The organism is Limosilactobacillus ingluviei DSM 15946, assembly GCF_001435775.1.
Lineage (GTDB): Bacteria > Bacillota > Bacilli > Lactobacillales > Lactobacillaceae > Limosilactobacillus > Limosilactobacillus ingluviei.
Genome location: NZ_AZFK01000005.1, coordinates 66,933 through 92,543 on the forward strand (window position 1 = coordinate 66,933; position 25,611 = coordinate 92,543).

28 protein-coding genes are annotated in these 25,611 nt (G+C 49.3%); 6 read left to right on the forward strand and 22 right to left on the reverse strand.

Annotated elements, in window-relative coordinates:
• Window positions 1-13 precede the first annotated feature (13 nt).
• From ahpC to FC43_RS01215, 4 genes are all read right to left on the reverse strand, one after another.
• The gene (gene ahpC, locus FC43_RS01200) at window positions 14-577 is read right to left on the reverse strand and encodes an alkyl hydroperoxide reductase subunit C (protein WP_019205665.1); all 564 of its coding nucleotides are present in this window, start codon (window positions 575-577) and stop codon (window positions 14-16) included.
• Between the two features lie 121 nt (window positions 578-698).
• Window positions 699-1,217: a hypothetical protein gene (locus FC43_RS01205; protein WP_019205666.1), complete on the reverse strand. Its 519-nt coding sequence runs from the start codon at window positions 1,215-1,217 to the stop codon at window positions 699-701.
• Window positions 1,207-2,241, reverse strand: a complete 1,035-nt coding sequence (locus tag FC43_RS01210) for a hypothetical protein (protein WP_019205667.1) — start codon at window positions 2,239-2,241, stop codon at window positions 1,207-1,209. Before FC43_RS01210 ends, FC43_RS01205 begins: the two co-directional genes overlap by 11 nt.
• On the reverse strand, window positions 2,234-3,118 hold the full coding sequence (locus FC43_RS01215; protein ID WP_019205668.1) for a hypothetical protein: 885 nt from the start codon (window positions 3,116-3,118) through the stop codon (window positions 2,234-2,236). The genes FC43_RS01210 and FC43_RS01215 overlap by 8 nt, the downstream gene beginning before the upstream one ends.
• Window positions 3,119-3,312: 194 nt before the next feature.
• Between FC43_RS01215 and FC43_RS11480 the strand changes: the two genes are divergently transcribed.
• Complete coding sequence (locus FC43_RS11480) at window positions 3,313-3,441, forward strand: hypothetical protein (RefSeq protein WP_019205669.1); 129 nt, start codon at window positions 3,313-3,315, stop codon at window positions 3,439-3,441.
• Between the two features lie 116 nt (window positions 3,442-3,557).
• On the opposite strand, the gene glnA is transcribed toward FC43_RS11480, so the two are convergent.
• Window positions 3,558-4,898, reverse strand: coding sequence for a type I glutamate--ammonia ligase (gene glnA / locus FC43_RS01220; protein ID WP_056953492.1), 1,341 nt, complete (start codon window positions 4,896-4,898; stop codon window positions 3,558-3,560).
• Window positions 4,899-5,039: 141 nt separating this feature from the next.
• Window positions 5,040-5,963 (reverse strand): tRNA (adenosine(37)-N6)-dimethylallyltransferase MiaA, encoded by a 924-nt coding sequence (gene miaA, locus FC43_RS01225; protein ID WP_056953494.1) that lies wholly within the window; start codon window positions 5,961-5,963, stop codon window positions 5,040-5,042.
• A 92-nt stretch (window positions 5,964-6,055) separates the two neighbouring features.
• Here miaA and FC43_RS10720 point away from each other — a divergent pair, with 92 nt between their 5' ends.
• Entirely contained in the window at window positions 6,056-6,232 is a 177-nt protein-coding gene (locus FC43_RS10720) for a DUF3042 family protein (protein WP_019205672.1), read from the forward strand.
• 139 nt (window positions 6,233-6,371) lie between these two features.
• Here the strand turns inward: FC43_RS10720 and FC43_RS01230 are convergent, their stop codons facing one another.
• The 7 genes from FC43_RS01230 to FC43_RS01260 form a co-directional block, all read right to left on the reverse strand.
• On the reverse strand, window positions 6,372-6,788 hold the full coding sequence (locus FC43_RS01230; protein ID WP_019205673.1) for a rhodanese-like domain-containing protein: 417 nt from the start codon (window positions 6,786-6,788) through the stop codon (window positions 6,372-6,374).
• A 23-nt stretch (window positions 6,789-6,811) separates the two neighbouring features.
• Window positions 6,812-7,777 carry an ROK family glucokinase gene (locus FC43_RS01235; protein WP_019205674.1) on the reverse strand — a complete coding sequence of 322 codons (966 nt, stop codon included), beginning with the start codon at window positions 7,775-7,777 and terminating at the stop codon, window positions 6,812-6,814.
• Window positions 7,778-7,783: 6 nt separating this feature from the next.
• The gene (locus FC43_RS01240; RefSeq protein ID WP_019205675.1) at window positions 7,784-8,011 is read right to left on the reverse strand and encodes a YqgQ family protein; all 228 of its coding nucleotides are present in this window, start codon (window positions 8,009-8,011) and stop codon (window positions 7,784-7,786) included.
• A 1-nt stretch (window position 8,012) separates the two neighbouring features.
• The gene (locus tag FC43_RS01245; RefSeq protein ID WP_056953496.1) at window positions 8,013-8,657 is read right to left on the reverse strand and encodes a rhomboid family intramembrane serine protease; all 645 of its coding nucleotides are present in this window, start codon (window positions 8,655-8,657) and stop codon (window positions 8,013-8,015) included.
• Window positions 8,658-8,684: 27 nt separating this feature from the next.
• The gene (locus FC43_RS01250) at window positions 8,685-9,236 is read right to left on the reverse strand and encodes a 5-formyltetrahydrofolate cyclo-ligase (protein WP_019205677.1); all 552 of its coding nucleotides are present in this window, start codon (window positions 9,234-9,236) and stop codon (window positions 8,685-8,687) included.
• Between the two features lie 150 nt (window positions 9,237-9,386).
• Window positions 9,387-9,536 carry a 50S ribosomal protein L33 gene (rpmG, locus tag FC43_RS01255; RefSeq protein ID WP_056953498.1) on the reverse strand — a complete coding sequence of 50 codons (150 nt, stop codon included), beginning with the start codon at window positions 9,534-9,536 and terminating at the stop codon, window positions 9,387-9,389.
• Window positions 9,537-9,673: 137 nt separating this feature from the next.
• Entirely contained in the window at window positions 9,674-11,734 is a 2,061-nt protein-coding gene (locus FC43_RS01260) for a peptidoglycan D,D-transpeptidase FtsI family protein (RefSeq protein ID WP_056953500.1), read from the reverse strand.
• Window positions 11,735-11,950: 216 nt separating this feature from the next.
• On the opposite strand from FC43_RS01260, the gene FC43_RS01265 reads away from it, so the two are divergent.
• Window positions 11,951-14,545: a YfhO family protein gene (locus FC43_RS01265; protein WP_056953501.1), complete on the forward strand. Its 2,595-nt coding sequence runs from the start codon at window positions 11,951-11,953 to the stop codon at window positions 14,543-14,545.
• A gap of 54 nt (window positions 14,546-14,599) precedes the next feature.
• Here the strand turns inward: FC43_RS01265 and greA are convergent, their stop codons facing one another.
• From greA to FC43_RS01300, 7 genes are all read right to left on the reverse strand, one after another.
• A complete protein-coding gene (gene greA / locus FC43_RS01270; protein ID WP_019205680.1) occupies window positions 14,600-15,076 on the reverse strand; it encodes a transcription elongation factor GreA in 477 nt (158 codons plus the stop codon).
• A gap of 93 nt (window positions 15,077-15,169) precedes the next feature.
• Window positions 15,170-15,820 carry a uridine kinase gene (udk, locus tag FC43_RS01275; RefSeq protein WP_019205681.1) on the reverse strand — a complete coding sequence of 217 codons (651 nt, stop codon included), beginning with the start codon at window positions 15,818-15,820 and terminating at the stop codon, window positions 15,170-15,172.
• A gap of 17 nt (window positions 15,821-15,837) precedes the next feature.
• Entirely contained in the window at window positions 15,838-18,264 is a 2,427-nt protein-coding gene (gene pheT / locus FC43_RS01280; RefSeq protein ID WP_056953504.1) for a phenylalanine--tRNA ligase subunit beta, read from the reverse strand.
• Between the two features lie 4 nt (window positions 18,265-18,268).
• Window positions 18,269-19,315 (reverse strand): phenylalanine--tRNA ligase subunit alpha, encoded by a 1,047-nt coding sequence (locus tag FC43_RS01285; protein ID WP_056953505.1) that lies wholly within the window; start codon window positions 19,313-19,315, stop codon window positions 18,269-18,271.
• 270 nt (window positions 19,316-19,585) lie between these two features.
• Window positions 19,586-19,951, reverse strand: coding sequence for a winged helix-turn-helix transcriptional regulator (locus FC43_RS01290; protein WP_019205684.1), 366 nt, complete (start codon window positions 19,949-19,951; stop codon window positions 19,586-19,588).
• A gap of 24 nt (window positions 19,952-19,975) precedes the next feature.
• Window positions 19,976-20,479: an HD domain-containing protein gene (locus FC43_RS01295; protein WP_019205685.1), complete on the reverse strand. Its 504-nt coding sequence runs from the start codon at window positions 20,477-20,479 to the stop codon at window positions 19,976-19,978.
• Between the two features lie 125 nt (window positions 20,480-20,604).
• Window positions 20,605-21,390 carry a TrmH family RNA methyltransferase gene (locus tag FC43_RS01300; RefSeq protein ID WP_056953508.1) on the reverse strand — a complete coding sequence of 262 codons (786 nt, stop codon included), beginning with the start codon at window positions 21,388-21,390 and terminating at the stop codon, window positions 20,605-20,607.
• 48 nt (window positions 21,391-21,438) lie between these two features.
• Here FC43_RS01300 and FC43_RS01305 point away from each other — a divergent pair, with 48 nt between their 5' ends.
• The 3 genes from FC43_RS01305 (at window position 21,439) to FC43_RS01315 (ending at window position 23,211) form a co-directional block, all read left to right on the forward strand.
• Window positions 21,439-21,711 (forward strand): acylphosphatase, encoded by a 273-nt coding sequence (locus FC43_RS01305; protein ID WP_019205687.1) that lies wholly within the window; start codon window positions 21,439-21,441, stop codon window positions 21,709-21,711.
• A gap of 80 nt (window positions 21,712-21,791) precedes the next feature.
• The gene (gene yidC, locus FC43_RS01310) at window positions 21,792-22,730 is read left to right on the forward strand and encodes a membrane protein insertase YidC (RefSeq protein ID WP_056953510.1); all 939 of its coding nucleotides are present in this window, start codon (window positions 21,792-21,794) and stop codon (window positions 22,728-22,730) included.
• 70 nt (window positions 22,731-22,800) lie between these two features.
• On the forward strand, window positions 22,801-23,211 hold the full coding sequence (locus FC43_RS01315) for a peptide deformylase (protein WP_056953511.1): 411 nt from the start codon (window positions 22,801-22,803) through the stop codon (window positions 23,209-23,211).
• Window positions 23,212-23,259: 48 nt separating this feature from the next.
• On the opposite strand, the gene FC43_RS01320 is transcribed toward FC43_RS01315, so the two are convergent.
• Window positions 23,260-24,789: a HAMP domain-containing sensor histidine kinase gene (locus tag FC43_RS01320; RefSeq protein WP_082611424.1), complete on the reverse strand. Its 1,530-nt coding sequence runs from the start codon at window positions 24,787-24,789 to the stop codon at window positions 23,260-23,262.
• A gap of 15 nt (window positions 24,790-24,804) precedes the next feature.
• Entirely contained in the window at window positions 24,805-25,491 is a 687-nt protein-coding gene (locus FC43_RS01325; RefSeq protein WP_019205691.1) for a response regulator transcription factor, read from the reverse strand.
• Between the last annotated feature and the right edge of the window lie 120 nt (window positions 25,492-25,611).

Here is a 25,611-nt window from a genome sequence, read left to right on the forward strand (position 1 = left end):
GACATCGCCTCTTTTATAACTTGCCAACCAGGTCCAGACTTGGCTTGATCGTTTCTTCACCCGGTTGCCAATTAGCCGGGCAAACCCGATCGCCGTGTTCGCGAACAAATTGGGCCGCTTGCAAAGTCCGCAAAATTTCGTCAGCTGACCGCCCGATCCCCATATTATTAATCGTATAGGATTGGATCTTGCCATCTGGGTCAACGATAAAGACGCCCCGGTAAGCCTGACCCGCTTCTTCATCTAACACATCAAACATCCGAGCCAATTTCCCGGCGGGGTCCGCTAGCATCTTGTATTGCAATTTGCCAATCTTTTCGGAAGCTTCCGCCCAGGCCTTGTGCACGAATTCGGTGTCTTCAGAAACCGAGTAAACTTCCGCCCCTGCTTGTTGAAAGGCTTCATAATTAGATTGTAATGCTTCTAATTCCGTTGGACAAACAAAGGAGAAATCCGCTGGGTAAAAGAAGAAAATGCTCCACTTTCCCAGAACATCTGCTTTGGTAACATCAACCGTTTTACCAGCTTGGTAAGCCTTCACCGCAAAGTCACCAATTTCTTGATTCAAAAAATTCATCTTAAGATCCTCCTTATAATGATTCTTATCTACAACCAAAATATAACACTAGTGATATCAAATGTAAAGGCTTATTTTCAAATCAAAAAGGACTAATGCCAATGACACCAGTCCTTCTTCATCAATCTTCAACTGCCGCAAACAAGCCGTCATAGGCTTGCATTAATTCGGTCGGGTTAACTTGGTAATCAACCAAGCCCATTTTTAACAACAAATGCCAAGCATGACGAAAATCAGCTTGCCGGTGGGTATAGTAGCTTTGCAAAAAAAGGTTCTTAATAGCTAACGCTTCCCGATCTAAATCAACCAATTTGGTACAAGGCGTTGCCGTCACTAATTTTTGGTATTCTTCGGGGGTCATTACCACCAAATGCGTCCACTTAAGCCGGGCACTGACCACCAAAAACCAAAATAAAACGTGGGCAAAGTCTTCGGCTTGCTGTTCGGTTGATTTTTTAACTTGGCCCGCACGCAAGGAGTATTTGCTTTGCCCGCCGTACAAAGTCGTCAAAGCCTGATCCGCATTCAAGACCGCATGCTGTAGGTGCGCAGTCGGTCCCAACAAGAGATCCCGCTTTTCAAACAATTGATTATCCAAACTAATCGCCGCTTGCAACAACTTGGTAAAATCAAGCATCATTTTCACCGTCCTCTTCTTCGACCGCGCTCGCCGGGGCTTCTTCTTTAATCGGCTCGGCATCCGTCGCCGGTGAATTGACCACCACATGTTCATCAACAGGCGCATAGGCAAATTGATCATCACGAATGGCCAAAGCGGACCGGTTCGCCAAGTACCAATCCCGGACCAACGGGTAATGTAAGAGCACGTCTAGGAAGGAGAGTTGCGCTTTTGCATCTGTGACCATGAAGAACCATTGCTTGGTATAATCGTCAGGATCAAATGCCAGGCTTAACGCCGTGTCTGATGCCAAAGCTAACTTCGCCCCATTGTTTTGTGGCAAACTCAATAAAACCGTGTCCGTTTCCGCCGTTTGGACAAACAATTTATCAATAACCGTTAACGACAACTCCGGCGCCGCTAACTTGAATTGCGCCGCATTATCCGTGGCCAAGATCCCCAAGTTAATGGTAAAGTCCAATTGCTCAACCAAAAGGTTAGCAAAGGCCACTAGGGGCTTGACCACCCCTTGTAATTCCAAGTCATTATGGTTGGCAATTTCTTTGACAATCAAGAAATCAACCAGGGCCCGGTTATCAAATTGTAAACTGTGGTGCGCCAAGTCCAAGTTAAACAGCGGCTCATGGTCTGTTTGCTCACAGAAAAAGGCCCCCGGACGACTGCGCTTTTGTTCAAAGCAGAAGGTATAGTCATTTTCAAACGTGGTCAGCCGCATGGCCAAACGCCGGTGCATTGGGTCAGGTTTCACCGCAAAGTCGCCAATCCCGGCTAATTCTAACAGCCGTCCCATCAAAAGCAAGTAATAATCTTCAGGTTGATAGTGTTGCGGAAATTTAACGTAGGCATGATTTAAATCAAATTCTACCAATTGACCGGCTGCGTCCAATAATTCTGTCGGGACCGTCGCCGTAGCCAGTTGGTCCAATAATTGCACGTAGCGCTCCCCAAGTTTTAACCCCGTCGTCAGCGAAGCGGTTAAACTGGTCACTTGTTCGGTCGCTGTTGAGATCATTTGCTTAGTCATCAGCTTCCACCTGCTTTCCATCCGCGACCAAACTTTGTAAATAGCTAGCGTAAAGTTTCCGGTTAGCTAATTCGAAATCTTCAAAACTGCCGAAAGTATCCACAATACTCTTCCGTTCATAACTAAGGATCGTATTTTCCTTTGACAATTCCAGGACCTGCTGATTATTGGCCTTAATCTTGCCGGCCGCCGTCCGGGCTTCTTCATCTTGGTTTTCCAATTCGCTCAGTTTAGCCACAATGGCTTCCCTGGTTTCACGGTTCTTGCTTGATTCAAACAAGCCATTGCGCGCACTGGCTTCCTTTAACTCCGCTTGCAATTCTTCTTTTTTCGCGTCCCGTTTATCCGCCGAATCAATCAGCGCTTGTAAGCGATCATTTTCCTTGGATAATTCTTCAATCCGTTGACCATTATAACGTTGCCCAGCTTGCGCCAATTCAAAGGACTTGGCCAACTTGGCGTATTCACTTTGATCAAAGACAAAGCGAATATTTAATACATCTAATTCACCAAATTGCCGGCGATCCCACCAGTTACCAAAGTACATGCGGTAATGGCCTAATTGGTATTCTTCATAGTAAAAAAACGGATAGGCTTGACTTAAGTAATTAATCAACTTGGTACTCAAATAATTACTTAATTGGGCCGTCAAGTCATCAACCAAGGTCATGACCCCGGTATCATTCGCCTTTTCTTCCCGATGCATAATTTCAGCTGCATACCGTTTTTGATCCAGCAAAGCATAGATTGCTTGATCGGCATGGTTGGCCACCGCTTGCTTTAATTCTTGGAGGTAGTTAACTTTTTGTTCAATTGATTGATTAATAATTTGACTGATCGGTTGTGCACCGTTGGTTGTCTCACTTATCATCAGCATGGTCTCCTTATCATAGTCTAGTTTAATCTTACCGATTTTTTGGCTGGATTTAAAGGGACAATGACGAAACGCCAACTTTTTTTATAAATTAGCGTCTTGCGCATCATCTTCCCTTCACAATTCAGCTGAACGTGCTACAATGAAGGCGTCGAAACAAAAGTTTTGACATTCCAATGCAAAAGAGGCGAGTTAGCATGGCACTCAGCAAGCAAGAACGCAAAGCGATGGCCCGTAAAGCAATGGAAAAGCGCGGCAACAGCACCCCAACCAAGGGCGCTGGATTTGCCAAGCTCGACGCCGATGCAGCTAAATTAAACAAGTAATGGCAGGTTGGGGCTGATGAGAAGTCAATTTCTCATCAGCCCCTTTCGTTTGCGCAAATTAAAACACGCTCCAACAAAGGTCCTGCCTCGTTCGAGCGTGTTAAAAGATTTTTAAACTAGAACTTTTCCATGTACCGGTCCCGTTCCCAATTTGAAACGTTCAGCCGGTAAGCCGCGTATTCCTTGCTCTTGGCCGTCATAAAGCTATCAAACAAGTGGTCCCCCATCGCCGCTTTAATTACTTCATCTTGGGCCAGACTCTTCAAGGCATTGTGCAAAGTGTCGGGCAGGTCTTCAATCCCCTTCGCCCGCCGTTGGGCCAAGGTCATTTGGTAAATGTTTTCGTCCACTGCTGGCATTGGCGTCAACTGTTGCTTTAAACCATCCAGGCCAGCGGCCAAGATCGTCGCAATCGCTAAGTATGGGTTAGCCGATGGGTCGACCGAGCGCAGTTCCAATCGAGTACTCAAGCCCCGGCTCCCGGGAATCCGAACCAACGGTGACCGGTTCGAAGCTGACCAAGCAACATAAACTGGCGCTTCATAGCCCGGCACCAACCGCTTGTAGGAGTTAACCGTTGGGTTGCAGACTGCCGTCAAACTCCGCACGTGAGCCAAGACCCCCGCTAGGAATTGGTAAGCCGTCGTCGAAAGCTGGTTAGCATCAGCGGCGTCGTAAAAGGCATTCCCCTGTTCCGTAAAGAGGGACATGTTCATGTGCATCCCCGACCCGTTGACCCCAGATAATGGCTTTGGCATGAAGGTCGCATGCAAGCCATATTGCTTAGCAATGGTTTTAACCACCATCTTAAAGATTTGAATGTTATCCGCCGCTTCTAAGGCATCAGCATACTTAAAGTCGACTTCGTGTTGGCCTGGTGCAACTTCGTGGTGGGAAGCTTCCACGGAAAACCCAAGCTTTTCTAAGGCCAGGACAATATCACGCCGGCAATCTTCCCCCCGGTCCGCTGGCTCCATATCAAAGTAATTTTCTTGGTCGTTGACTTCCATCGTTGGCTTGCCAGCCTCATCAGTCTTGAATAAGAAGAATTCCGGTTCTGGACCAATGTTAAAGTTGGTAAAACCAGCCGCCTTCATTTCAGCCACGATGCGCTTCAAATTGTTCCGCGGATCACCAGCAAAGGGTTCTCCATCAATCGTGTAGACACTGCAGATTACCTGCGCGACTTTCCCGTGTTCTTGCCCCCACGGGAAGATCAACCAAGTGCTCATGTCCGGATAAAGGTACATATCACTTTCTTCAATCCGTACAAACCCGTCAATCGAAGAACCGTCAAACATCATTTTGTTGTTCAACAATTTGTCCAGCTGACTGATTGGTAGGTCCACACTTTTGCTCATCCCAAATAAATCCGTGAACATCAACCGCAAAAAGCGAACGTCCTCATCCTTAATCAGCTGCCGAACTTCATCCTTCGTGTACAAATGCCTGGTCATATTGTCTAGTTCCTTTCTCGCTAAGCCCACTAGTGATTTGCAATCAAATTTCTAAATTGGTATTAGTTTATCACCATGCCCTCACAAGTCAATTCCCCAGTGCAATTCTGGTTGACAATTAGAATGGAACCGCTTAAATCTTTATTTTTTTAACCACCGTTCAAGGTGAGCTTGAATTTCTTCAGTACTGCTTTGCCCTTGGACCAGGTCAAACCAGTGACACTCTTCTTGATTCCGAAACCAGGTTAATTGCCGTTTGGCATAGTGACGCGAATCGAGTTTGATCTTTTCAATTGCCGCGGCCAAGGAAATCTCCCCGGCAAAGTACGCAAAGAGTTCCCGGTAACCAATGCCCTTCCCAGCTGGCAGGGCTTCCCCGCCTTGCTCATACAACCACCGGGCTTCATCCAACAAGCCATTGGCAACCATTTGATCGACCCGCTGGTTAATGCGTTCGTATAACAACTGGCGCTCGGTTGTTAACGCAACCAGGAAATATTCATCGGGACTGGTTTGCTGGGGTTGCAAGGAAAACGGCCGGCCTGTTTTCTCGATCACTTCCAAGGCCCGAATCACCCGGCGTAAATTAGCTACTGGAATCTGCTGCGCTGCTGCTGGATCTTTTTGGGCCAAAACGTTCCAAACAAATTGGTTCCCCGCTTGTTGGGCCACTTGATGCCAGTGGTCACGAATCGCTTGCGATTGCTGATCAAAATGATCATTCCCCAAGACTAAGGCGTGGGTAAGGGCATGAAGATAAAAGCCAGTGCCCCCAACAATCATTGGTTGATGACCTCGCTTGGCAATCGCTTGAATCTGGGCTTGCGCTTGTTGTTTAAAATCAGCCACCGAAAAGCGTTCATGAACATCCAAAATGTCAATCAAGTGGTGCTCAATCCCCGCCATTTCTTGTGGCGTGACCTTGGCTGTTCCGATATCCAAGTGCCGGTAAACTTGCATCGAATCCCCCGAAATAATTTCCCCGTTCAGGGCGTGGGCCAATTTCAAGGAAAGGGCCGTCTTGCCAACTGCAGTTGGTCCAACAATTGCAATCACTTTTGTCATTAAATTCACCGCCAATCTTTGGTTTTGGACTGGCAAAATGCCAGTAAATCTTGCATAATGAACATAGTTAAGCAAGAAGGGAGCAGATTATTATGAAACAATTCTCAAAAGGCTTTTTCTTTGGCACCTTAACTACCCTGGGCGCAATCGCCAGCGGGATGTTGGCTTTTCACAAAGCGGTTGTCAAGCCAATTGAAGAAACCGAAGAAAAATTTGATACCAACCGGCGGGCAGCGGTCCGGAAGGGCCGCTCCGCCCACCAATTCTAAACCTGCTTCACGAAAGGCTGGCAACCAACTAATTTGGTAACCCAGCCTTTTTATTTTGCTTCTAAACAAAAACGAGCGCCAACCCTTCCTTTGAACAAGGAAGCGGCACCCGTTTTTTGTTATCGATTCAGTCACAACATTAATACTTGGCTTTTTTGGTTTTCCCAGTCCACTTGGCAAACCCGCCATCTAAGATGTAAACCTGTTGGAAGCCTTGCTTTGCCAACCAGGCCGCCGCTTGGGTACTCAGCGTCATCCCCTCATCGTACAGGTAAACTGGCAAATCAGCCCGCAAATCGCCCATTTGCTGCTTCATGTAAGCCAAGGGAATGCTCCGCGCCCCTAAAATGTGACCCCGATCAAAATCTTCTTTGTTGCGCACGTCAATGACTTGCGCCCGGTGGGAACCCTTTTGAAAAGCCGCTTGATCAATCACCGTCGCGTAGCGCTTCCGCCGCCAGCGGTTCAAACCAGCGCTTCCCAGCCAAATCAATAAAATCGCAATAATGACAGCATCAAATAATAATAAGCCGCCTGAAACGGATGCAATCACCATAATCCAACACTCCTCGCCGTCAATTAAGCAAATTGAGTTGCCAATGAAGCCGCCCCAATTACCCCCGCGTCATTTCCTAATTCAGCCAACTTAAGTTGAGTGGAAGTCCGAACCGTGGCAAAGGCAAATTCATTAAAGTTCTTTTGAACCCGCTTCAACAAGAAGTCACCGGCCGCGGAAACCCCGCCACCGATAACCACAAATTCAGGGTTCAAGGTGTTTGAAATGTTGGCACACGCCAAGCCCAGGTAGTAGCAAACCTTATCAACGACTTTGTTGGCTAAGTAGTCCCGCTCCTTAGCTAAGTCAAAGACGATCTTGGAGGTAATTTCATCCCCGTCATCGATCATCTTCTTTAGCCGGGAAGTCCCTTCGTATTCTTCAGCCAAGTCTTGGGCCAAGTGAACGACCCCGGTTGCAGAGGCGTATTGTTCCAAACACCCATGGTTGCCACAAGTACATTGGTAACCGTTTGGTTGCACAATAATGTGGCCGACTTCCCCAGCGGCCCCACCGATCCCGTGAAGCAGTTGACGGTTGGCGATTAAGCCCCCACCAACCCCGGTTCCCAGGGTAATAAAGGCCACGTCGTCACCATCGTTGCCGGCCCCCTTCCAGCGTTCGCCTAAACCGGCACAGTTGGCGTCGTTGTCAATAGCAAACTTCAGGCCCGTCCCGGCTTCGATTTGTTCCTTCACTGGTTGCAAGGTCTTCCAGTTTAAGTTGTACGCCCCAATAACGGTCCCGTTGTCCCGGTCAACCGTCCCAGGGGTCCCCATGCCGATCCCGATGAATTGATCGCGGCTCATCTTGTATAGATCGATGTGGTGGTTAATGGATTCAATGATATCCGGAACAATGTGCGACCCTTCATCCAAAATGTTGGTCCGCAATGACCATTTTTGTTGGATTTCCCCTTCGGCCGTCAAAATTGCAAACTTAATCGTGGTCCCACCAAGGTCAACCCCAATCAACTTCTTGTTCGTCATGATAAATTACCTCTCTTGTTGATATTTCTCTTCTTCACGGTGTTCTTTTTTCAACACCAGCTTAGCCTGCAGATACACATCGCGCTCCAGAACCCGGGCCTGATAAAGGTTATCTAGTTCTAGCGCCATCAATTCAATGTCCCACAAGCGTTTGCCAACGTAAACAAATACATTAAAGCGTTTTAAAAGCTGCTGGACGTCATACAGGGTCCGCAAGTTCGTCGTTCCCGGCATTCTATCGCCCCATTCCATAACACAAAATTGCCAAACCGATTAAAATGGCCCCACTTAAGCCCCGCTTAACCAAATTAACTGGGCCTAAGCGTGGCGCCCCTAACATAGCAGCCGCCAAAAAGCCAACCAACAGTCCGCCTAAATGAGCGACTAACCCCACGTGCGGCAGCAAAAAATCAAAGGCCACATTAATCCCCACCAGGATCAAGAATTGGCGCGCCATTAAACGGACCCCTTCTTGTTGGCGAAACTCGCTGCCTAAAAAGATAAAAGCCCCAAATAGGCCAAAAATCCCGGTGCTGGCACCCACCGCAAGGCTGGTAGGATCAAAGGCGCAACTGGCTAAATTGCCCCCCAAAACACTAAGTAGAAACAAGGCTAGTAACCGCCAGTGTCCAAAAAGCTGCTCAACATAATAGCCAATTAACGCCAAGGTCAAACTGTTCAGTAATAAGTGTTCCCAGCCGAGGTGCAAGAACCCTGCCGTCAGCAAGCGCCAAACTTGGCCAACCGCAACATACGGCGGGTACAGCGCGCCCCACCGCAATAAGTTCGGGACGGTCAGGCCACCGGTGATGATGACCCCTAAATAGACCACGACCATGATGCCTACCAGCCCGGTCGTTACCGGGGCTTTGCGCCACATTTCTTTCAAAACACCCTCCAATCACGCTTAGTCCACTAAGCTAACCACCTGCTGCACGGTGATATCGTGCGTTTCACCTGGCCATTCGTCTGCTTGAGCCACCTGAGTCGTCAGGGCTACCGCGACGGTCGCGCCCGCATAATCAGCCAAGTAGCGATCGTAATAACCACCACCAAAGCCTAACCGTTTCCCCGCCGGGGTAAAGGCCACTCCCGGGACGACCATCAAGTCAATGTCAGCTTTGTCAAACACACGCCCATCCAATGGTTCCAAAACGCCAAAACTTGACTCACCAAAGTGGGTTTCCTCCGTTAGTTCCACAAACTCCATTTGCCGGTGCGGTAAAGTTCGTGGCACTACTACCGTTTGCCCCTTATGCCGGGCGTGTAGGATCAACGGGGCAGTATCCAGCTCAAAGGACTGACTTAAGGTCAAAGCAATCACTTGAGCATTAAGCCACGCCGGTTGATCATACAGCTTTTGTGCCAAGGCCCGCTCTTCTTTCAGCTTGATATTGGAATCCAGCTGTTGTAAACGCGCAATATAGGCCTGGCGCATCTCCTTCTTTGTATAGGTCATCAAATCTCTCTCCTTTGATCAAACGTTTACAAAGAATAATTATCACAAATTTTAGCAACCAGGTCAATTTATTATTCTTAAAAAAGTCTGCTTCACTGACAACAAAAAAGACTGGGCATAACCCAGTCTTTTTTGTTGAGCCCTTGACCACTACTTAGTTTCGCGGTGCAAAGTGACCTTGCGTTCCCGTGGGCAGTACTTCTTTAATTCCAGCCGGTCCGGGTTGTTACGACGGTTCTTACTAGTCAAGTAGTTCCGTTCGTGGCATTCAGTGCATTCCATAGTAATGTTTACACGCATCGGTTCTTGCCTCCAAACTATAATTATTTTAACGAGAATACGTTATACGTAACCCTAACTCGTACAACTATATCATCAATTGCTCGATTTGACCAGTCTTTTAGTCGAAGTTGTTAAGGATTTTTCCTTGTCAGGGCCTAGTTGCTGCTCGGCTTGGCCTGAACATACTTCCAGTAAGCCGCAAAGATTTGCTTGGCCATGTTAATGTTGGCCTGGCTGTTATCATTGGAAGCCCCGGGAATCGACAACGCTACCACCACCTGCGGATTATCTGATGGTGCATAGCCCGCAAAACTCAGGGTCACCGTCGAATGACCGTTAGACACCGTTTCGGCCGTCCCCGTCTTCCCGGAAATCGATGGCGTTTCGCTCTTCATTGTCCCTGCCGTCACGTACGGACTCGAACCGTGCGTCACTAAGTACAAGCCCTGGTGAATCAAATCAAAGTACGACTTCGGCGCGTTAATCACTGATTGGACCTCAGGTTGGGTTTCGGATTGGATCTTGCCCAACGTCCCATCTGGATTCGTTTCCCGAATCTGTTTAACAATGTAGGGCCGTAATTTCTTCCCCCCGTTAGCTAAGGTCGACATGTATTGGGCCAGTTGCATGACCGTGTACGCATCGTAGTTCCCGTAGGAAAGGTCCAAGGCACTCCCAATGTGCTTTTGGTCCGCTGCCCCGCGGTAGCCCACGGTTTCGCCTGGCAAATCAACCCCGGTCTTCACGCCCAAGCCAAACATATTAAAGTAATAACGCAACTTGGTAAAGATGCTTGGCGTTAACGTGATTTGGGTATCATAAGAATAGTGCATCCCACCCATCTTCATGGCCAGTTGCATCATATACGAGTTGGAGGAGACTTCTAAGGCCTCCGGAGCCGTCAAGCCAACGTTCGCACCGCCAGACTTATTAAACCAAGACCCTTTGACGGAGGTCCCAGCCACCTTGATCGGTTGGTCGGTTAAAACATTATTGCTTGGCGTGATCACCCCTGTCATTAACCCCGCCATAATCGTGGCCCCCTTGACCACCGACCCTAAAACAATCGGGTGGTTGATGGCCCCAATTTCATCGACGGTTTGTTTCCCGGTCTTTAAATCACGGTCAATTCCCGCCATCGCATAAATGGCCCCGGTATTCGGGTTCATGACCACCGCGTAGGCTCCTGGCGAATTGGCAATCCCGGCCGAGCCGTAGTTGCTTTCCAAAATACTTTGGACCTTCTTTTGAAATTCCGCATTGATGGTCAGGACCAAGTTGTCCCCCTTCTTGCCGGCATACTTAAGTTTTTCGTGCGTTCGCGTGCCTGAAGTCGACACTTCCGTTTGGGACTTTGAACCCGCTAAGGTAGCTTGGAATAACTTTTCTAAATACGAAGCCCCGACGTTGTCATTGCGCGAATAGCCTTGCGCCAACAAAGTATTTTGGGTATCACTTGGCAACCCAGTCGTGGTTACGGTCCCCACGAGGGATTGAATATCCTTGCCTTCTGGGTAATTCCGCGTCCAGGCGGAACCAATCTTCACCCCGGGCATCTCACTCAGGTGTTCCCCGACTTCGGCCAATTCCTTGGCGGTAACGCCGGTTGCTTTGATATAAGTCGTCGACAGTGAGTAAGCCCCGCTCATGGAGCCATAAATCATCGCCTTATTCTTTTCTTGCTTACTGAGTTTAAAGAAGTGCGGATGCTTTTGCAGGTAATCAATAGCCTCGTCATAAGCGTTGGTTGAGCCCGCCTTAATCTTGGCCGCCTTTTCTACCTGCTTTAAATGTGCTTCATCAGCCAAAAAGTAATCCATTTGGTTCCGGGTGGTCAGGCGACTGGTATTAACCGTCAGGTAATTACCCAAGCGGTTCGCGATCCGATACATTTCCCGATCCGTCACCGTGCTGCCCTTGGTATAGGTAATGGCTTGGTGGGCTTGATTACCAACCAAGACCTTTCCGTTGGTATCATAGATCATCCCCCGCTGAACATTATTGGTTTCCGTCATTGTATCGGCCTGCTTAACTAAGGCCTTGTATGACGTCCCGTTCAGCACTTGGAGATAAAACAGGCGCACCCCAAGGGCCAATAAAAGCAAGGCCACGATCCACAGCAACAAATTCAACCGGAAGGGAATCGCCGATTGTGAGGTCTGCCGCTTTTCGTCGCGTTGGTTAAAGATCCCTTTAAAACGTTTTAAAAAATTCACAATTGCTCGCTTCTCCTTAGTTTAAATAGCGCGATCAACTCGCCCCAATTTAACTTCTCATGGTAACCATTCAATCTTACTATCATTTTACTCGAATCAACAGGGTTTTTAAGAAATTTTAATTTACCCCCGGCTCCACCCAAATCGGTATATAATGGGGAGCAATCACGGCAATCGCCACTTGCCAATTACTTTTACGGAAGGACTGTCCATGGTTTGAAAACCTTTGTTACTCGTCACCGCGATTTAATCATTTGTTTTTTCCTCCCGATCTTAATAATGGGGAGTTACTTTGCCAGCCGGGGAATGGTCCCCTTTGGATCCAGTTCCTTATTAACGGTTGACCTCGGGCAACAGTACGTCGATTTTTTTGCCTACCTGCGCACCAGTCTTCTACATCATCCCGCTAGTTTGCTTTATTCATTCAGCAAGGGCTTAGGCGGCGAAATGTGGGGGACCAACGCCTATTACTTATTAAGCCCCCTGAACCTGGTGTTGCTTTTATTCCCCCACCAATGGCTGACCAGTGGGATCATGGTCGTTTTATTGCTCAAATACGGTTTAGCCGCCCTGAGCTTTGGCTGGCTGCTAAAGCACGAACACTTGCAAACCGGCAGTCGCCTGATCATTTTTACGACCGGGTACGCCATGATGGGCTGGATGATTGCCAACCAACTCAACCCGCTCTGGCTGGACGTTTTAGCCCTGTTGCCATTGGTAATCGCCGGGCTTTTAAAAATTAGCCGGCAGGAATCAGCCAACATGTATATTGGTTGGTTGACGTTGTTGATCATTGATAACTACTACATGGGCTGGATGGTTTGCCTCTTCACTTTGCCATTTTTACTTTGGCAACTGAGTCGGCAAAACGCTCCCGCCAGTAAAACGGTTTTTAAAACCTATTTGCTTAGTTCACTAACCAGTGTCGCCCTCAGTGCCGTCGTCCTCTTGCCAACGATCTGGGCCTTAACCACCAGCAAAGGGACTTATACGACAACCAGCATTAAGTGGCGCTTGGAATATAACCCCCTCTATTTATTCGGTAAACTGGTCCCCGGGGCGTTTAACTTCAATCAAATGCCCAGCGGTCAAGCCAACCTTTACCTCGGGATGTTACCCTTGTTTGCTGGTCTTTTATACTTCTTTACGCCCACCGAACGCCAACGCAGCCGGTGGTTAGCGGGCGCCATTACCGGGGGCTTGTTGCTTTCTTGCTGTTGGCCCCCGCTGGATTTGCTTTGGCACTTGGGCCAATTTCCCGTCTGGTACCCAGCGCGCTTCTCCTTTTTAATTTCTTTTTGGTGGCTGTGGCTGGCCGCGGTAGCCTGGCGCCCCCACCGCCCCATCAGTTGGCGCCTGGCCCTCTTGCTGGTGGCGATCGCCGGTAGCGGAGCTGGGATGGCCTGGGGGCTGCGCAAGCAACTCGATTACCTCACCCCCTGGCAAATTGGCATCGGCTTATTGTTAGCTGCGTTGGCCATTGCGATGTTATACCTTGACCAGCGGCGGTTATCGTACTTTGGGGTCGCCTTAGCAGCTTTGACCATCTTTGACCTGAGTTTCAATGCGGTGACCGCTCTCAACAAGCTTTCTTACGTCAGCCAAGCTCAATTTGCCAATTACACCAAGGCATTGGTAAAAGTCAGTCAGCAAAACCGCCAAACTGACCACGGGCTCTACCGAATCGCTAAGGACTTCGCCCGGACCAAAGATGATCCCTTTCAAGGCGATTTCTTTACGGGTGACCACTTTGGTTCCACGATGGAGCCAACCGTCAGCAAATTTTTCCAACGAATCGGCCAACCAGCCGGGGATGGCTATGTGACCTACTCTAACGGGACCCCCGTTACCGACTCATTCTTAGGCATGAAGTATTATTGGCAAGCCCAACGTCAGGGGCTTGGGCCGGCAGGCAACGTGATCTTACCCCTCGTCGCCAACCGCCCCGACTGGAAGCAAGCCCCCGTCGTCAGCCAGACTTCCGCCGTACAGATTCGGCAAAACCGTTGGGCCCTGCCCCTGGCCTTCGCAGCCAACGCCCGAATCTTGCAGTTCAATCCGACCACCCTCGATCCTTTAAGCTACCAATCACAGCTTTACCAAACGTTAGCGGGACAAGCCAAGGAACCCGAACTCTTTACCGTGCAAAACTTTGATCACGTCGAATTTGTCAATTTACCGACTTCGCGGCAAATTACGGGCATTACCGTCCGGCGTCAAAAGCTAATGGCCCCGGCCCAACTGACCCTGACGATTAAGCCGCAAACCAATGACCCCTACTACCTTACCCTCGGGGCAGCACTGAAGGATAACGCGACCATCACTTTGAACGGCCGACCGCTCAAACAGTACCCAACCTATCAAAATACGATCGTCACCACGATTGCCGATCATGCTAAGGGAAAAACCATCACGGTCACCATTGCGCTGAAAAAAGCGTCCCTCTGGCTGCAAAACGTTAGTCTCTACCGTCTGAACCGGGCGCGCTTTGAGCAAAGCGCCCGGCGTTTGCAAACGGCCCCGCTTAAGATCACCAGTTGGCACAGCAACCGCTTTACCGGTACCATTACGGTGACTAAAGCCCGGCAGGTCTTAATGACCTCAATTCCCTACACGCGAGGTTGGCACGTTAAAATCGATGGGCACCCAGTTGCTACGCACAAGGCTGCGCAAACCTTTTTGGCGGTAAAACTGCCAAAGGGGACGCATACCGTCAGCTTTACGTACTGGCCGCCTTATTGGTGGCTTGGGTTAACCATTACCCTGTTAACCGCCCTAGGTTGGGGAACGTGGCAGAAACGAAAAGCTTAGTAAAAATAGCGTCAAGCCGTTTGGCCTGACGCTATTTTTAGGTTCAAACAAATTTTACTTCACGCTTAAAATCTTAACCTTCATCGTCCCGGTTGGGATTTCCACGTCCACTTCATCGCCGACCTTGTGTCCCAACAAACCTTGGGCCATTGGTGATTCGTTAGAAATCTTACCGTTCAGCGGGTCGGATTCTGATTCACCGACGATCGTGTACGTTTCGGGCTCTTCATCTGGTAACTCTTGGAAAGTAATTTCACGCCCCATTGAAACTTCGTCCTTGTCAACCGCGTCATTATCAATGATGACGGCGTATTGCAACATCGTTTCGATTTGGCTGATCCGCCCTTCCACAAAGGCTTGTTCATCCTTTGCGGATTCGTATTCCGAATTTTCGGATAAGTCCCCGTAGCTACGGGCAATCTTAATCCGGTTGATAACTTCTGGACGCCGCACTAAGCGCAAATCTTCTAATTCTTGTTCCAGCTTCTTTTTCCCATCTTCCGTCATTGGGAAGCTTTTTTCTTCAGCCATATTATTCCATTCCTTTCATTCAAATACTGTGAAAATTTATCACGTTCCCCCGCCGATTTCAAGCGCTATTTTAAGGAAGGTGACGAATTTTTCCTAATCAGCAGTCAAATGGCCCCGCTTAGCCAAGACATCCCGGACTTTCGTCGTCAAAATATCAATGGCAACGTGATTTTCGCCCCCCTCTGGGACGATAATATCAGCATACCGCTTGGTGGGTTCGATAAATTGGTGATACATCGGCTTAACCGTTTTAAGGTACTGGCTAATGATCGATTCTAAACTCCGGCCCCGTTCTTGCATATCACGTTGGATCCGGCGCAAAATCCGAATGTCATCGTCGGCATCCACGTAGACTTTAATATCCATCAGATCCCGCAAGCGTTCATCATCTAAGATTAAAATTCCTTCCAGAATAATCACGTCTTGGGGTTCTACGTGCACCGTAGCTTGGGAACGTGTATATTCCTTGTAATCATAGACCGGCATTTCGACCGCTTGATTATGCCGCAGCGCATCCAGTTGTTCAATCAACAGCGCCGTATCAAAGGCTAAGGGGTGATCATAGTTGACGGCCTTGCGTTCTTCCATGGTCATATCCGCTTGGTCATTGTAATACGTATCTTGGTTGATAATTTGGATCGATTGCCCACGCAAATTTTCATAAATGGCCTTGGAGACTGTCGTCTTGCCACTCCCAGAACCCCCAGTTACCCCAATTACGATTGGTCGTTTATCTTCGTTCATCATAATCCTCACTATTATTATCGAATTTCGGCGCCCAAGGTCGTCGTTAAGTGCGCCACAACTTTTTCAAAGGCTTGGTTGACGTCGTCTTCCTTCAAAGTGGCATCATCGGCCTGGTAAGTCAACGTGTAAGCCAAGGACTTCTTATTGGCCGGTAAGTGTTCCCCCCGGTATAAGTCGAATAATTGCACCTGCTTAAGGTAAGCGCCGCCCTTTTGCTTGATTGCCGCCACGATTGCTTGGTTGGTAATTGTTTGGTCAACCAACAAGGCAATATCACGGGTGACTGCCGGGTACTTGCTGATGTGAACATAGTGCTTATCGCGCTTTGGTGCTGCCAAAAGCGCCGCTAAGTTCAGCTCAAAGACGTAGGTTTCAGGAATCTTATATTCTGCCGCGCATGATGGGTGCACTTGGCCTAAGAACCCAACCACTTGGCCGTCCAATAAAATGTTGGCCGTCCGCCCCGGGTGCATTTCTGGGCGGCTGGAATCGGCCACGTAAGTAATCTCACCAGCCACGGCCAGGTTTTGCAAGTAGGTTTGCACAATCCCCTTCAAGGCATAGAAATCAACTGGTTGGGCCGCTTGGTGCCAGTTGGCCGGAGTTAAGTGCCCCGTCACTGCCCCTGCAACATGTTCTTCTTCTAACGGCCGTTCACCGCCTTGCGGAAGAAAGACGCGCCCTTGTTCGTACAAGGCCACATCGGCCACTTTCCGGGCGTGGTTGTACGCCACGTCCAATAACAGCCCGCTAATGATGCTCATCCGCGTTGCCACGTGATCCGAACTCATTGGGTAATCCAATTGCATTGGTTGAGTTTGGTCTGGAGCCACCCGGAATTGTTGGGCCCGCTTAACGGTAGTCAAAGAGTAGGAAATGGCTTGCGTTAAGCCAAGGCCTTCCAATGTGTGGCGACTGGCCCGCAACCGGGCTTGCGTTTCCGTCAACCCACCAGCCGTCTTGGTCATGGTTGGTAAGGTTGATGGTAAATTATCATAGCCGTATAAACGGGCGATTTCTTCGTACAAGTCCGCCGGCAATTCAATATCCCAACGCCGGGCCGGGACCGCCACGACCAATTGATCATCATCAAGAGAATGCGCCGCAAAGTCTAACCGGACCATCAGCTGTTCAATCATTGCCATGGTCAATTCCGTCCCTAAGACATGGTTGACCCGCCGCACCGAGAGCGTAATTTCGCGGTCGGCAAATTGGGGCCGGGCAGCGACCGCTTTCCCAGCCACAACCTGCCCGCCGGCCAATTCAGCTAACCAGTAAGCCGCTTCATCCAAGGCCTGGTGCAGAGTTTCTGGGTTGATGCCCCGTTCAAAGCGCATTGAGGATTCGGAATGCAAATCTAAGCGCCGGGCTTGCTTGCGGACCATGACCGGATCAAAAATTGCGGCTTCCAAGGCCACACTGGTCGTCTGTTCATCGACCATCGTGCTTTGACCGCCCATCGTCCCGGCTAAGGCCACCGCTTCTTCGCCCGCCGCAATGACAATATCACTGGCCTGCAAACTCCGGGCTTCCCCATCCAACGTCGTCAACTGTTCACCAGCTTGGGCATGGCGCACCGTAATTTGGTGACTTGGCAACTTAGCGTAATCGAAGGCATGCAAGGGTTGCCCGTACTTCAGCAGGATGTAGTTAGTAATGTCAACCACGTTATTAATCGGCCGAATCCCGGCGTTCCATAATTTAATTTGCAGCCACATTGGACTGTCCGCCACGTGCAAGTGCTTGATTAAACGCATTTCGTAGGCCGGCGCAATTGCTTCATCCGCCAAGGTCGCTGATAATTGATCAGCCATCGCCTCATCACTTTCTACGACCGGATGACTCTCAAAGCCGTTTGGCAGATCATAGATCGCCGCCAGGTCATTGACGTTCCCAAAAATACTAAGCATGTCACCCCGGTTTGGCGTCAGGTCAGTATCAATGATCGTATCGTCCATCCCTAAGTACGGGTAGACGGCGTCCCCGACAACAGCATCATCTGGTAAGAACCAAATCCCGGCTTCATAATCCTTTGGCGCCACTTGCTCGCTGAAGCCAATTTCTTGTAAGGCACACAGCATCCCATTGGACTCAACGCCCCGGATCTTGCCGCGCTTGATCTTAATGTTATCTTTGATGCGGGCCCCCACCAAGGCCACGATAACTTTTTTGCCAACTTGCACGTTCGGAGCCCCACAAACAATCTGCAGGGTTTCCGTTTCGCTGACTTGGACTTGGCAGACGTTTAAGTGATCGGAATCCGGGTGTGGTTCACAGGCCACGACCAGCCCGACCACCAACTTTTTTAACCCGTCCATTGGTGAGTAGACGTCATTGATGTCAACCGAAGTCCGGGCTAGTTTTTCGGCTAACGCGGCTGGTTGAATCCCCTTTTCTTCCAGGGGCAAATATTGGTTTAACCATTGGTATGAAACTTTCATGCGGCTATCCTTTCTGGTTGAATTGGTTCAGGAAACGAACATCATTTTGGTAGAAGTCACGAATGTCTTCGACCACGTACTTAATCATCGCAAAGCGATCAGGCCCCAACCCAAAGGCAAAGCCTCCGTATACTTCTGGATCAACCCCTGACATCTTCAACACGTTCGGGTGAACCATCCCGGCCCCTAAGACTTCCAGCCAACCAGTGTGCTTACAGATTGCACACCCCTGGCCCAGGCAGTTAAAACAAGTAATGTCAGCTTCAACGGATGGTTCAGTAAATGGGAAGTAGCTCGGCCGCAACCGGACGGCTAATTCATCCCCAAACAGGGTTTTGGCGACGACTTCCAAGGTCCCCTTTAAATCGGCCATCGTGACATGTTCACCCACGACCAAACCTTCGACCTGATGGAATTGGTGAGAGTGCGTCGCGTCATCAGTATCGCGCCGGTAAACTTTTCCGGGTGAAATCATCTTCAACGGCCCATTCGCAAAATCGTGCTTTTCCATCATCCGCGCTTGCATTGGTGACGTTTGGGTCCGCATCAAAACGGATGGCGTCACATAAAAGGTATCTTGCATGTCGCGGGCCGGGTGATCTTTGGGCAGGTTTAACCGTTCAAAGTTATATTCATCTTGTTCCACTTCGTCTCCCACGGCCACTTGATAGCCCATCCCAACGAACAGATCAACCAGCTGGTCAATAATTTGTTGGATTACGTGGGGTTGCCCTTGGACCGTCGGGGTCCCGGGTAAGGTTACGTCCAGGGTTTCCGCTGCCAACTTGGCATTGAGCCGGGCGGTCGCTAATTCAGCTTTCTTGGCTTCTAAGGCTTGGGCCAGTTCGTCCCGAATTTCATTGGCAAACTTCCCCACCTTTGGTCGCTCTTCTTTGCTAAGGTCCTTCATCCCCCGCAAAACGGTCGTCAAGGGACCTTTTTTACCCAACATTTTGACCCGAATGTCATTTAAGTGATCCAGGTCGGCGCTCGCTTTAATTTCTTGGATCCCTTGCTTGCGCAATTCTTCCAATTTTTCTCGTAAGCCCATTTTATCCTCCTCATCCACGATGGTATGCAATAATTGGGGTAGTAAAAAAAGCCTCGTCCAGCAAGGGACGAGGCTTCGCGGTACCACCCTAGTTTATAGCTATGCTATACACTCATTGATTGATAACGGTCATCAACCGGGGGTGGCCCCAACTCGGGAAGTGAAATTCATCCTTTAAGCCCGGGCTCACTTCCAGTCACTGATGAGCCTCCCTGACGAGCTGCCAGAACTACTAATTTCCTTCAACGTCTTTATAAACACTGCTACATTCTAACCAATCTTTTGCATTTGGTCAAGCTCAGCCTCACACCATTTATCAGACCAAGCATGGACAGCGGCCATCACTGGGGCCAATTCCGCCCCGCGATCCGTCAAGCAGTATTCAATCCGACTTTCCCCCGGGAAGGTCTTGCGTTCCACAATCCCTTCTTGCTCTAATTCCTTTAAACGTTCACAAAGCACCCGATCGGAACACTTCGCTACGTGCCCAGCCAGATCTTTGAACCGCTGGGTCTTTTCGTGCAACAGCACTTCAATAATCATTCCATTCCACTTTTTGCCCAGAATCGAAAAAGTCTTTGCAAACTTCGGACACAGGCTAAAATCATCACCCGCTAACGTCATTTCCTTGCTCATAACAATCCCCTCCAACCAAACAAATTAATTTTTTACCAATCGTCGACTCTGCATGCGCGCTTGCCACCGCCGCTTTAAGGGGCCAAAGAATTCAGCTTGCGCTTCATAGTCATCAACTAAAGAAACAATCAAACTTTCTGCATACCGTGGTACGGCCAAAGTTGCACCAAACATGTGCTTTAAAATAATATCTTTTTCCTTGGGGTTCAACGGGGTTAACTTCTCCGCATTGCGTAACGCTACCCGCGGATGAATGAAGGCGTGCGTCCCCAAATCGAATTTGGTCGTGCGCCAATCATAGTAAAACAAGTCGTGCAACAAGCCCGCCCGCGCTGTGCTCACGTAATCTAAGTGAAGCCGCTTGGCAATTCGGTAACTGTCATAAGAAACCGAAAGCGAATGTTGCAAGCGGTCAGAGTGATGATGTTGGGTATAGTTGGCGAGCTTTTGCACCGCCGGTTGCGCCAACAAGTCCGCTACTAACGCCACGTATTCCTCGTCCTTGCGCCATTCATCCCTTGTTTTCATGCACTAGATTGCTCCTTTTCTATTTTGTTGCCATCATTTTACACGATTTCTCCTTAAAGGGGAACCGTTTTGCTTCCTTTTGGTAAGTCTTAAGAATTTCCTGACTTTTTTCTGCTTTTGAAAGTTTAGTCCGTCAACGCCGCGCGGTTCAATTCAAACATTAAAATTCCGGCCGATACCGCCACGTTTAAGGATTCGGCCGCCCCCTTCATTGGAATGTAAAGGTTGGTCGTGGTCGCCGCCAACAGGTCACTGGCCATCCCATGCCCTTCATTGCCCATGATTAAGGCAAAATCCGGACCCGGGTGTACCTGACGAAAGCTTTGCGCCGCTGGATTTAATTGGGTCCCATACACTGGTTTCCCCGCGGCTTTAAAGTCGGCAATCCATTTCCTTAAGTCGCCAGTGAACAATTGTAAATGAAATTGACTGCCTTGCATTGAGCGCACTACCTTGGGACTAAACAGATCCGCCGTTTGCGCACTGGCCACAACGCCAGCAAAGCCAGCCGCATCCGCGGTCCGAATCATGGTTCCCACGTTGCCGGGATCTTGGACGCGATCAAGCAAGAGCCACGCCCCCTTCAGATCCACCCCTGGTTGGAAGCGGTGGTTGGGCAGTTGGGCCACCGCTGCAATGCCTTGGGGCGTGACCGTGTCCAAAACGTGCTTTAGGATCGCCGGCGTAACTTCGTAGACCCGGTCAAAGCGTGCTACAATGTCTTCGTGAGCGGCCAACTCATCGGCCGTCCCAATTAAAGCCGTTAAGGTCACCCCACTTTTGAGGGCTTCTTCAACTAAATGCCAGCCATCTAACAAGTAGGCATTAAATTTTTCCCGGCCCCGCTTGGTGGCTAATTTTTTCCAGTCTTTAACGTGTTGGTTCTTAATAGACGTTAATTGTTCCCGCATTTTATCACCTCAATTAAACTATTATAACATTTTTAAAGGAGCAGCTTAATGATTAACTACTTAATTTTTGTTTCCGGCCGGGTCCAAGGGGTCGGCTTTCGCTATGCCACTCTCCTGCTCGCCCGCCAGTACCACCTGACCGGAACGGTTGAAAATCTTCCCGATGGCCAAGTTAAAATCAACGTCCAAGGCCCGGCCAGTGACGTCAAAGCCTTTGTCCTCGCCATTAAGGCTGGCCCTAATCCGTATTGCCGGGTGGAGGAAGTCCACATCCAACCCCAACCCTTGGCAAAGTGGCGGACTTTTAAAATTACCAATTAGCAACAAAAGTAGCAATTTAGGTGTAAATCGGGTATGATTATTTTTTAGTGATGATAATCTTACTGAAGGATGGTTTACCAATGAAAAAAATTAAACGGCTCGGGACGCTGAGTGCCCTCGCCAGTTTGTTAGTCCTCCTGTCCGGCTGTGTCCGGGTCAAGGATGGCAAGCCCTACGGCATGGTCTATGACTACCTGGCCAAACCGATGCAACACTTGATGGAATTTATTGCTCAACACATGGGAGGCAGCTATGGCTGGTCCATCGTCGTCATTGTGATTATTGTGCGATTGATCCTCTTACCATCAATGATGAGTCAAATGAAAAAATCAACGTTGATGCAAGAACGCATGGCGATGGTTCAACCGCAAATGCGGGCCTTACAAGAAAAGCAAAAGCAGGCCAAAACCCCTGAAGAACAAGCCGCGATTGGCCAAGAAATGATGGCCTTTTACCGGGATAACAATATTTCAATGGTTGGTGGGATCGGGTGCTTGCCGCTTTTAATCCAACTTCCAATCTTTACCGCGCTGTACAACGCCATTCGCTACTCACCGGAGTTGTCAGTCGCCACCTTTATGGGGATTCCCCTCGGAAAACCCAGCTTCCTATTAGCCGCCCTATCCTTTGTGGCTTACCTTGTTCAAGCTTGGTTGTCAATGGTGGGGGTAACGCCGGAGCAAAAGAAGCAAATGCGGATGATGCTGTTCTTAAACCCGGTCATGATCGGGGGAATCAGCTTATCGTCTTCCGCCGGCCTCGGGGTTTACTTCTTTATCGGGGGACTGTTTGCCATCTTACAAACGCTAATGATTAACGCCTACCGCCCCCAATGGCGCAAGCAAATCAAAAAAGAATTGGCCAACCGGCCGCAACCAAAACCAACCAAGGTTGTTGCTCAGCCCACGACAACTAAACCCACGGCAGCCATCAACGCGTTGAAAAACACTACGCCAACCAAGCCCCGCAACGCTGGTAAACAGCGTAACGCCGGAAAGCAACACCGAAAGCCAAAGTAATTATTTCGGACTGGCCGTCAAGCTTCAGCTTGGCTGACCAGTCTTTTTAAGATTAATGGAGGAAAATTTCATGACCCAGCCTATCAATCGTAACCCCCTGAGCTTGCAACAACCCAGTGTTCCCGCAACCTTAGCCGACTGGCCGGTCGCCCAAGAGCTCTTAGCAACTTTAGCTGCCCACCAAGCCGAATGTATTGGGATGGCGGCCAATATGATCGGAGTGCATAAACAAATCATTGCCGTCTGCCTTGGCCCCGTTAACGTCGCCATGCTCAATCCCGTCCTAGAAAAAAAGCGGCACCCCTATCAAACCACCGAGGGCTGTCTCTCCTTAAATGGACAGCGCCCGACTACTCGTTACCAAGAAATCACGGTCCGCTACTTGGATCAACATGGTCAATTGCAACGGTTAAGCTTAAGCGGCATCGCTGCTCAAGCCGTTCAACATGAGCTTGATCATTGCCAAGGAATCCTAATTTAACCCAAAAAGCCAGCTGATCCGGCATCTACGGTTCAGCTGGCTTTTGCTTTATGAATGTTCTTTTTTATCGTGATATTTGCGCCCCTTACCGGCCACTTTAGGTGTGGTATTGGTTGGCACAATTGGTAAGGTTAAGCGGAACAGGGAACCGGAACCGACCTGACTTTCCACGGTAATCGTCCCGTGGTAACCTTCGATCAGGCGCTTGGCAATGGCTAAACCGAGCCCATTGCCCCCCTTCTTGCGGCTCCGGGCTTTGTCGACCCGGTAAAACCGGTCAAAGACTTTCGACAGTTCCGCCGGGGAAATTCCTTCCCCAAAGTCTTGTACCCCAATTTCAACGGCCTGGAGGTTGCGGGAAAGCGACAAGTGGATCCGCTTTTGCTCACCAGAATATTTCACGGCGTTGTCACAGAGAATAATTAAAATTTGTTCTAAGTGATCCCGGTAAATCTTCACCACTTCATCATGCCGCAAATCATCATCCAACATGAATTCAAAATCGGGATGAATCATCTTAAAGTTATTGTAAACTTGATGCACCACTTCCCGCACGGGCGTTGTGGCATCATGGAAATTTAATTCCACTTGTTCCGCCCGTGACAAGTCCAACATCTCTTGTACCAGGCTGTTCATCCGGTTGGTTTCCGCAATCACCGCTGGAATGGATTCTTCCAAGACTTGCGGATCATCCTTACCCCACCGCTGCAACATTTGCATATGGCCTTGAATAATCGCCACCGGGGTCCGTAATTCGTGCGAAACATCCCCCACAAACTGGGACTGTTGCTCAATATAGCGTTGCATCCGGTCGAGCATCGCATTAAAAATCTGGCTTAATTCAGCTAATTCATCGTGCCGGTTTAACTCGGGGACCCGTTGGTTTTTGGTCGGGTCATCCCGTAAAGCCAAAATTGTGGTTTGAATATCGTCTAAGGGCCGTAAAATCAAGTAGGATAAGCCGTAGCCCAACAGGCCACTGGCAATCACCACCAACGTTAAAGCCAGGCTGCTGATCAACAACAGCCGTTGATAACGTTGGTAGTAATTGTTGAGGTTGTTTTCAATTTGCAAATACCCCGTAAGGCGCTGGGTCTGGTGATTATACACCGGAATCCGCCCCACCAGCACCTTGTGGTGTCGTCCGGCGACCAACTTGATTTGTTCGTCCTTAACCGCGTGAAACGGCTTTTTTAATTGGCCCGTCGTAAAGACCAAGTGTTGGTCGCGATTATAAATCCCCACCACTAAATGCGAATTAGAGAAGCCTTGAATCACCGGGCGCTGATAAACTTTGCCGGCGTCCGTTCCCTTTAGCGGGGCAGTCCGTTTTTGCAGTAAGTCATTCACCTGCTGACTGGTCAAATTATTGCTGGTCGTAACTTCGCCTAACTGGCGACTAATGGTGACCAAATTGTCCTTGAGGGCCCGACGCTCCTGGTGCAACAAATCCCTGGTAAAACTGCCAAACAGGACCGTTACAACCACCAAGGAGATCAACAGTGAGCCCACCGCCGTCCCGAGGGCCCACTTCACCTTCAATGAGACAAACTTTGGCTTGGTTTGCTCATTTTCCATACTGCGCCTCTTTTTCTACGACCGAATGACGTAACCCGTCCCCCGGACCGTTTGAATGTAGCTCTTTTCACCCGGCCGATCAATCTTATTGCGCAAGTAACGAACGTATACGTCCACAACATTCGTTTCGACCTTGGCATCATAGCCCCATACCTTGCTTAATAATTCCTTCCGGGACATCACCACGTTGATATTTTCCATCAGGATCAACAGCAATTCGTACTCCCGCTTGGTCAGGTTAATGATTTCATCACCGCGGCGAACGACCCGGTTTTCCTTTTCAATCGTCAAGTCCTTGTAGTTCACCGTCGTTTGGTGGCCGCCGTTGGCCCCACCTTCAATACTGATCCGGCGCAATAAGGCCCGGACCCGGGCCAACAGTTCTTCAATGGCAAACGGCTTGACGATGTAGTCATCGGCCCCGTGGTCCAAACCAGAAACCCGGTCAATCACCGAGTCCCGCGCGGTCATAATAATGATTGGCGTATCCTTAACTTCGCGCACCCGACGGGCCACTTCAATCCCGTTTAATTCTGGCAGCATCAGGTCCAACAAAATGACGTCAAAGTCTTGGTTCAAAGCCGCTTCCAACCCGGCCCGACCATCCAGCTCAACATCGGTTTCATAACCATCATGCTTTAATTCCAGTTCAACGAAGCGGGCCAAGTTCTCTTCATCTTCGATAATCAAAATTCGACTCATTTTATCACCTTCACTACTCTCATAAATCTATTCAGTCTTATCAACATTTTAGCATACCCCGCCGATTTTCCCTAGGCAGGCCCGGGATTTCCCCATAAAAAAAGATCCCCTCAGGTCCGG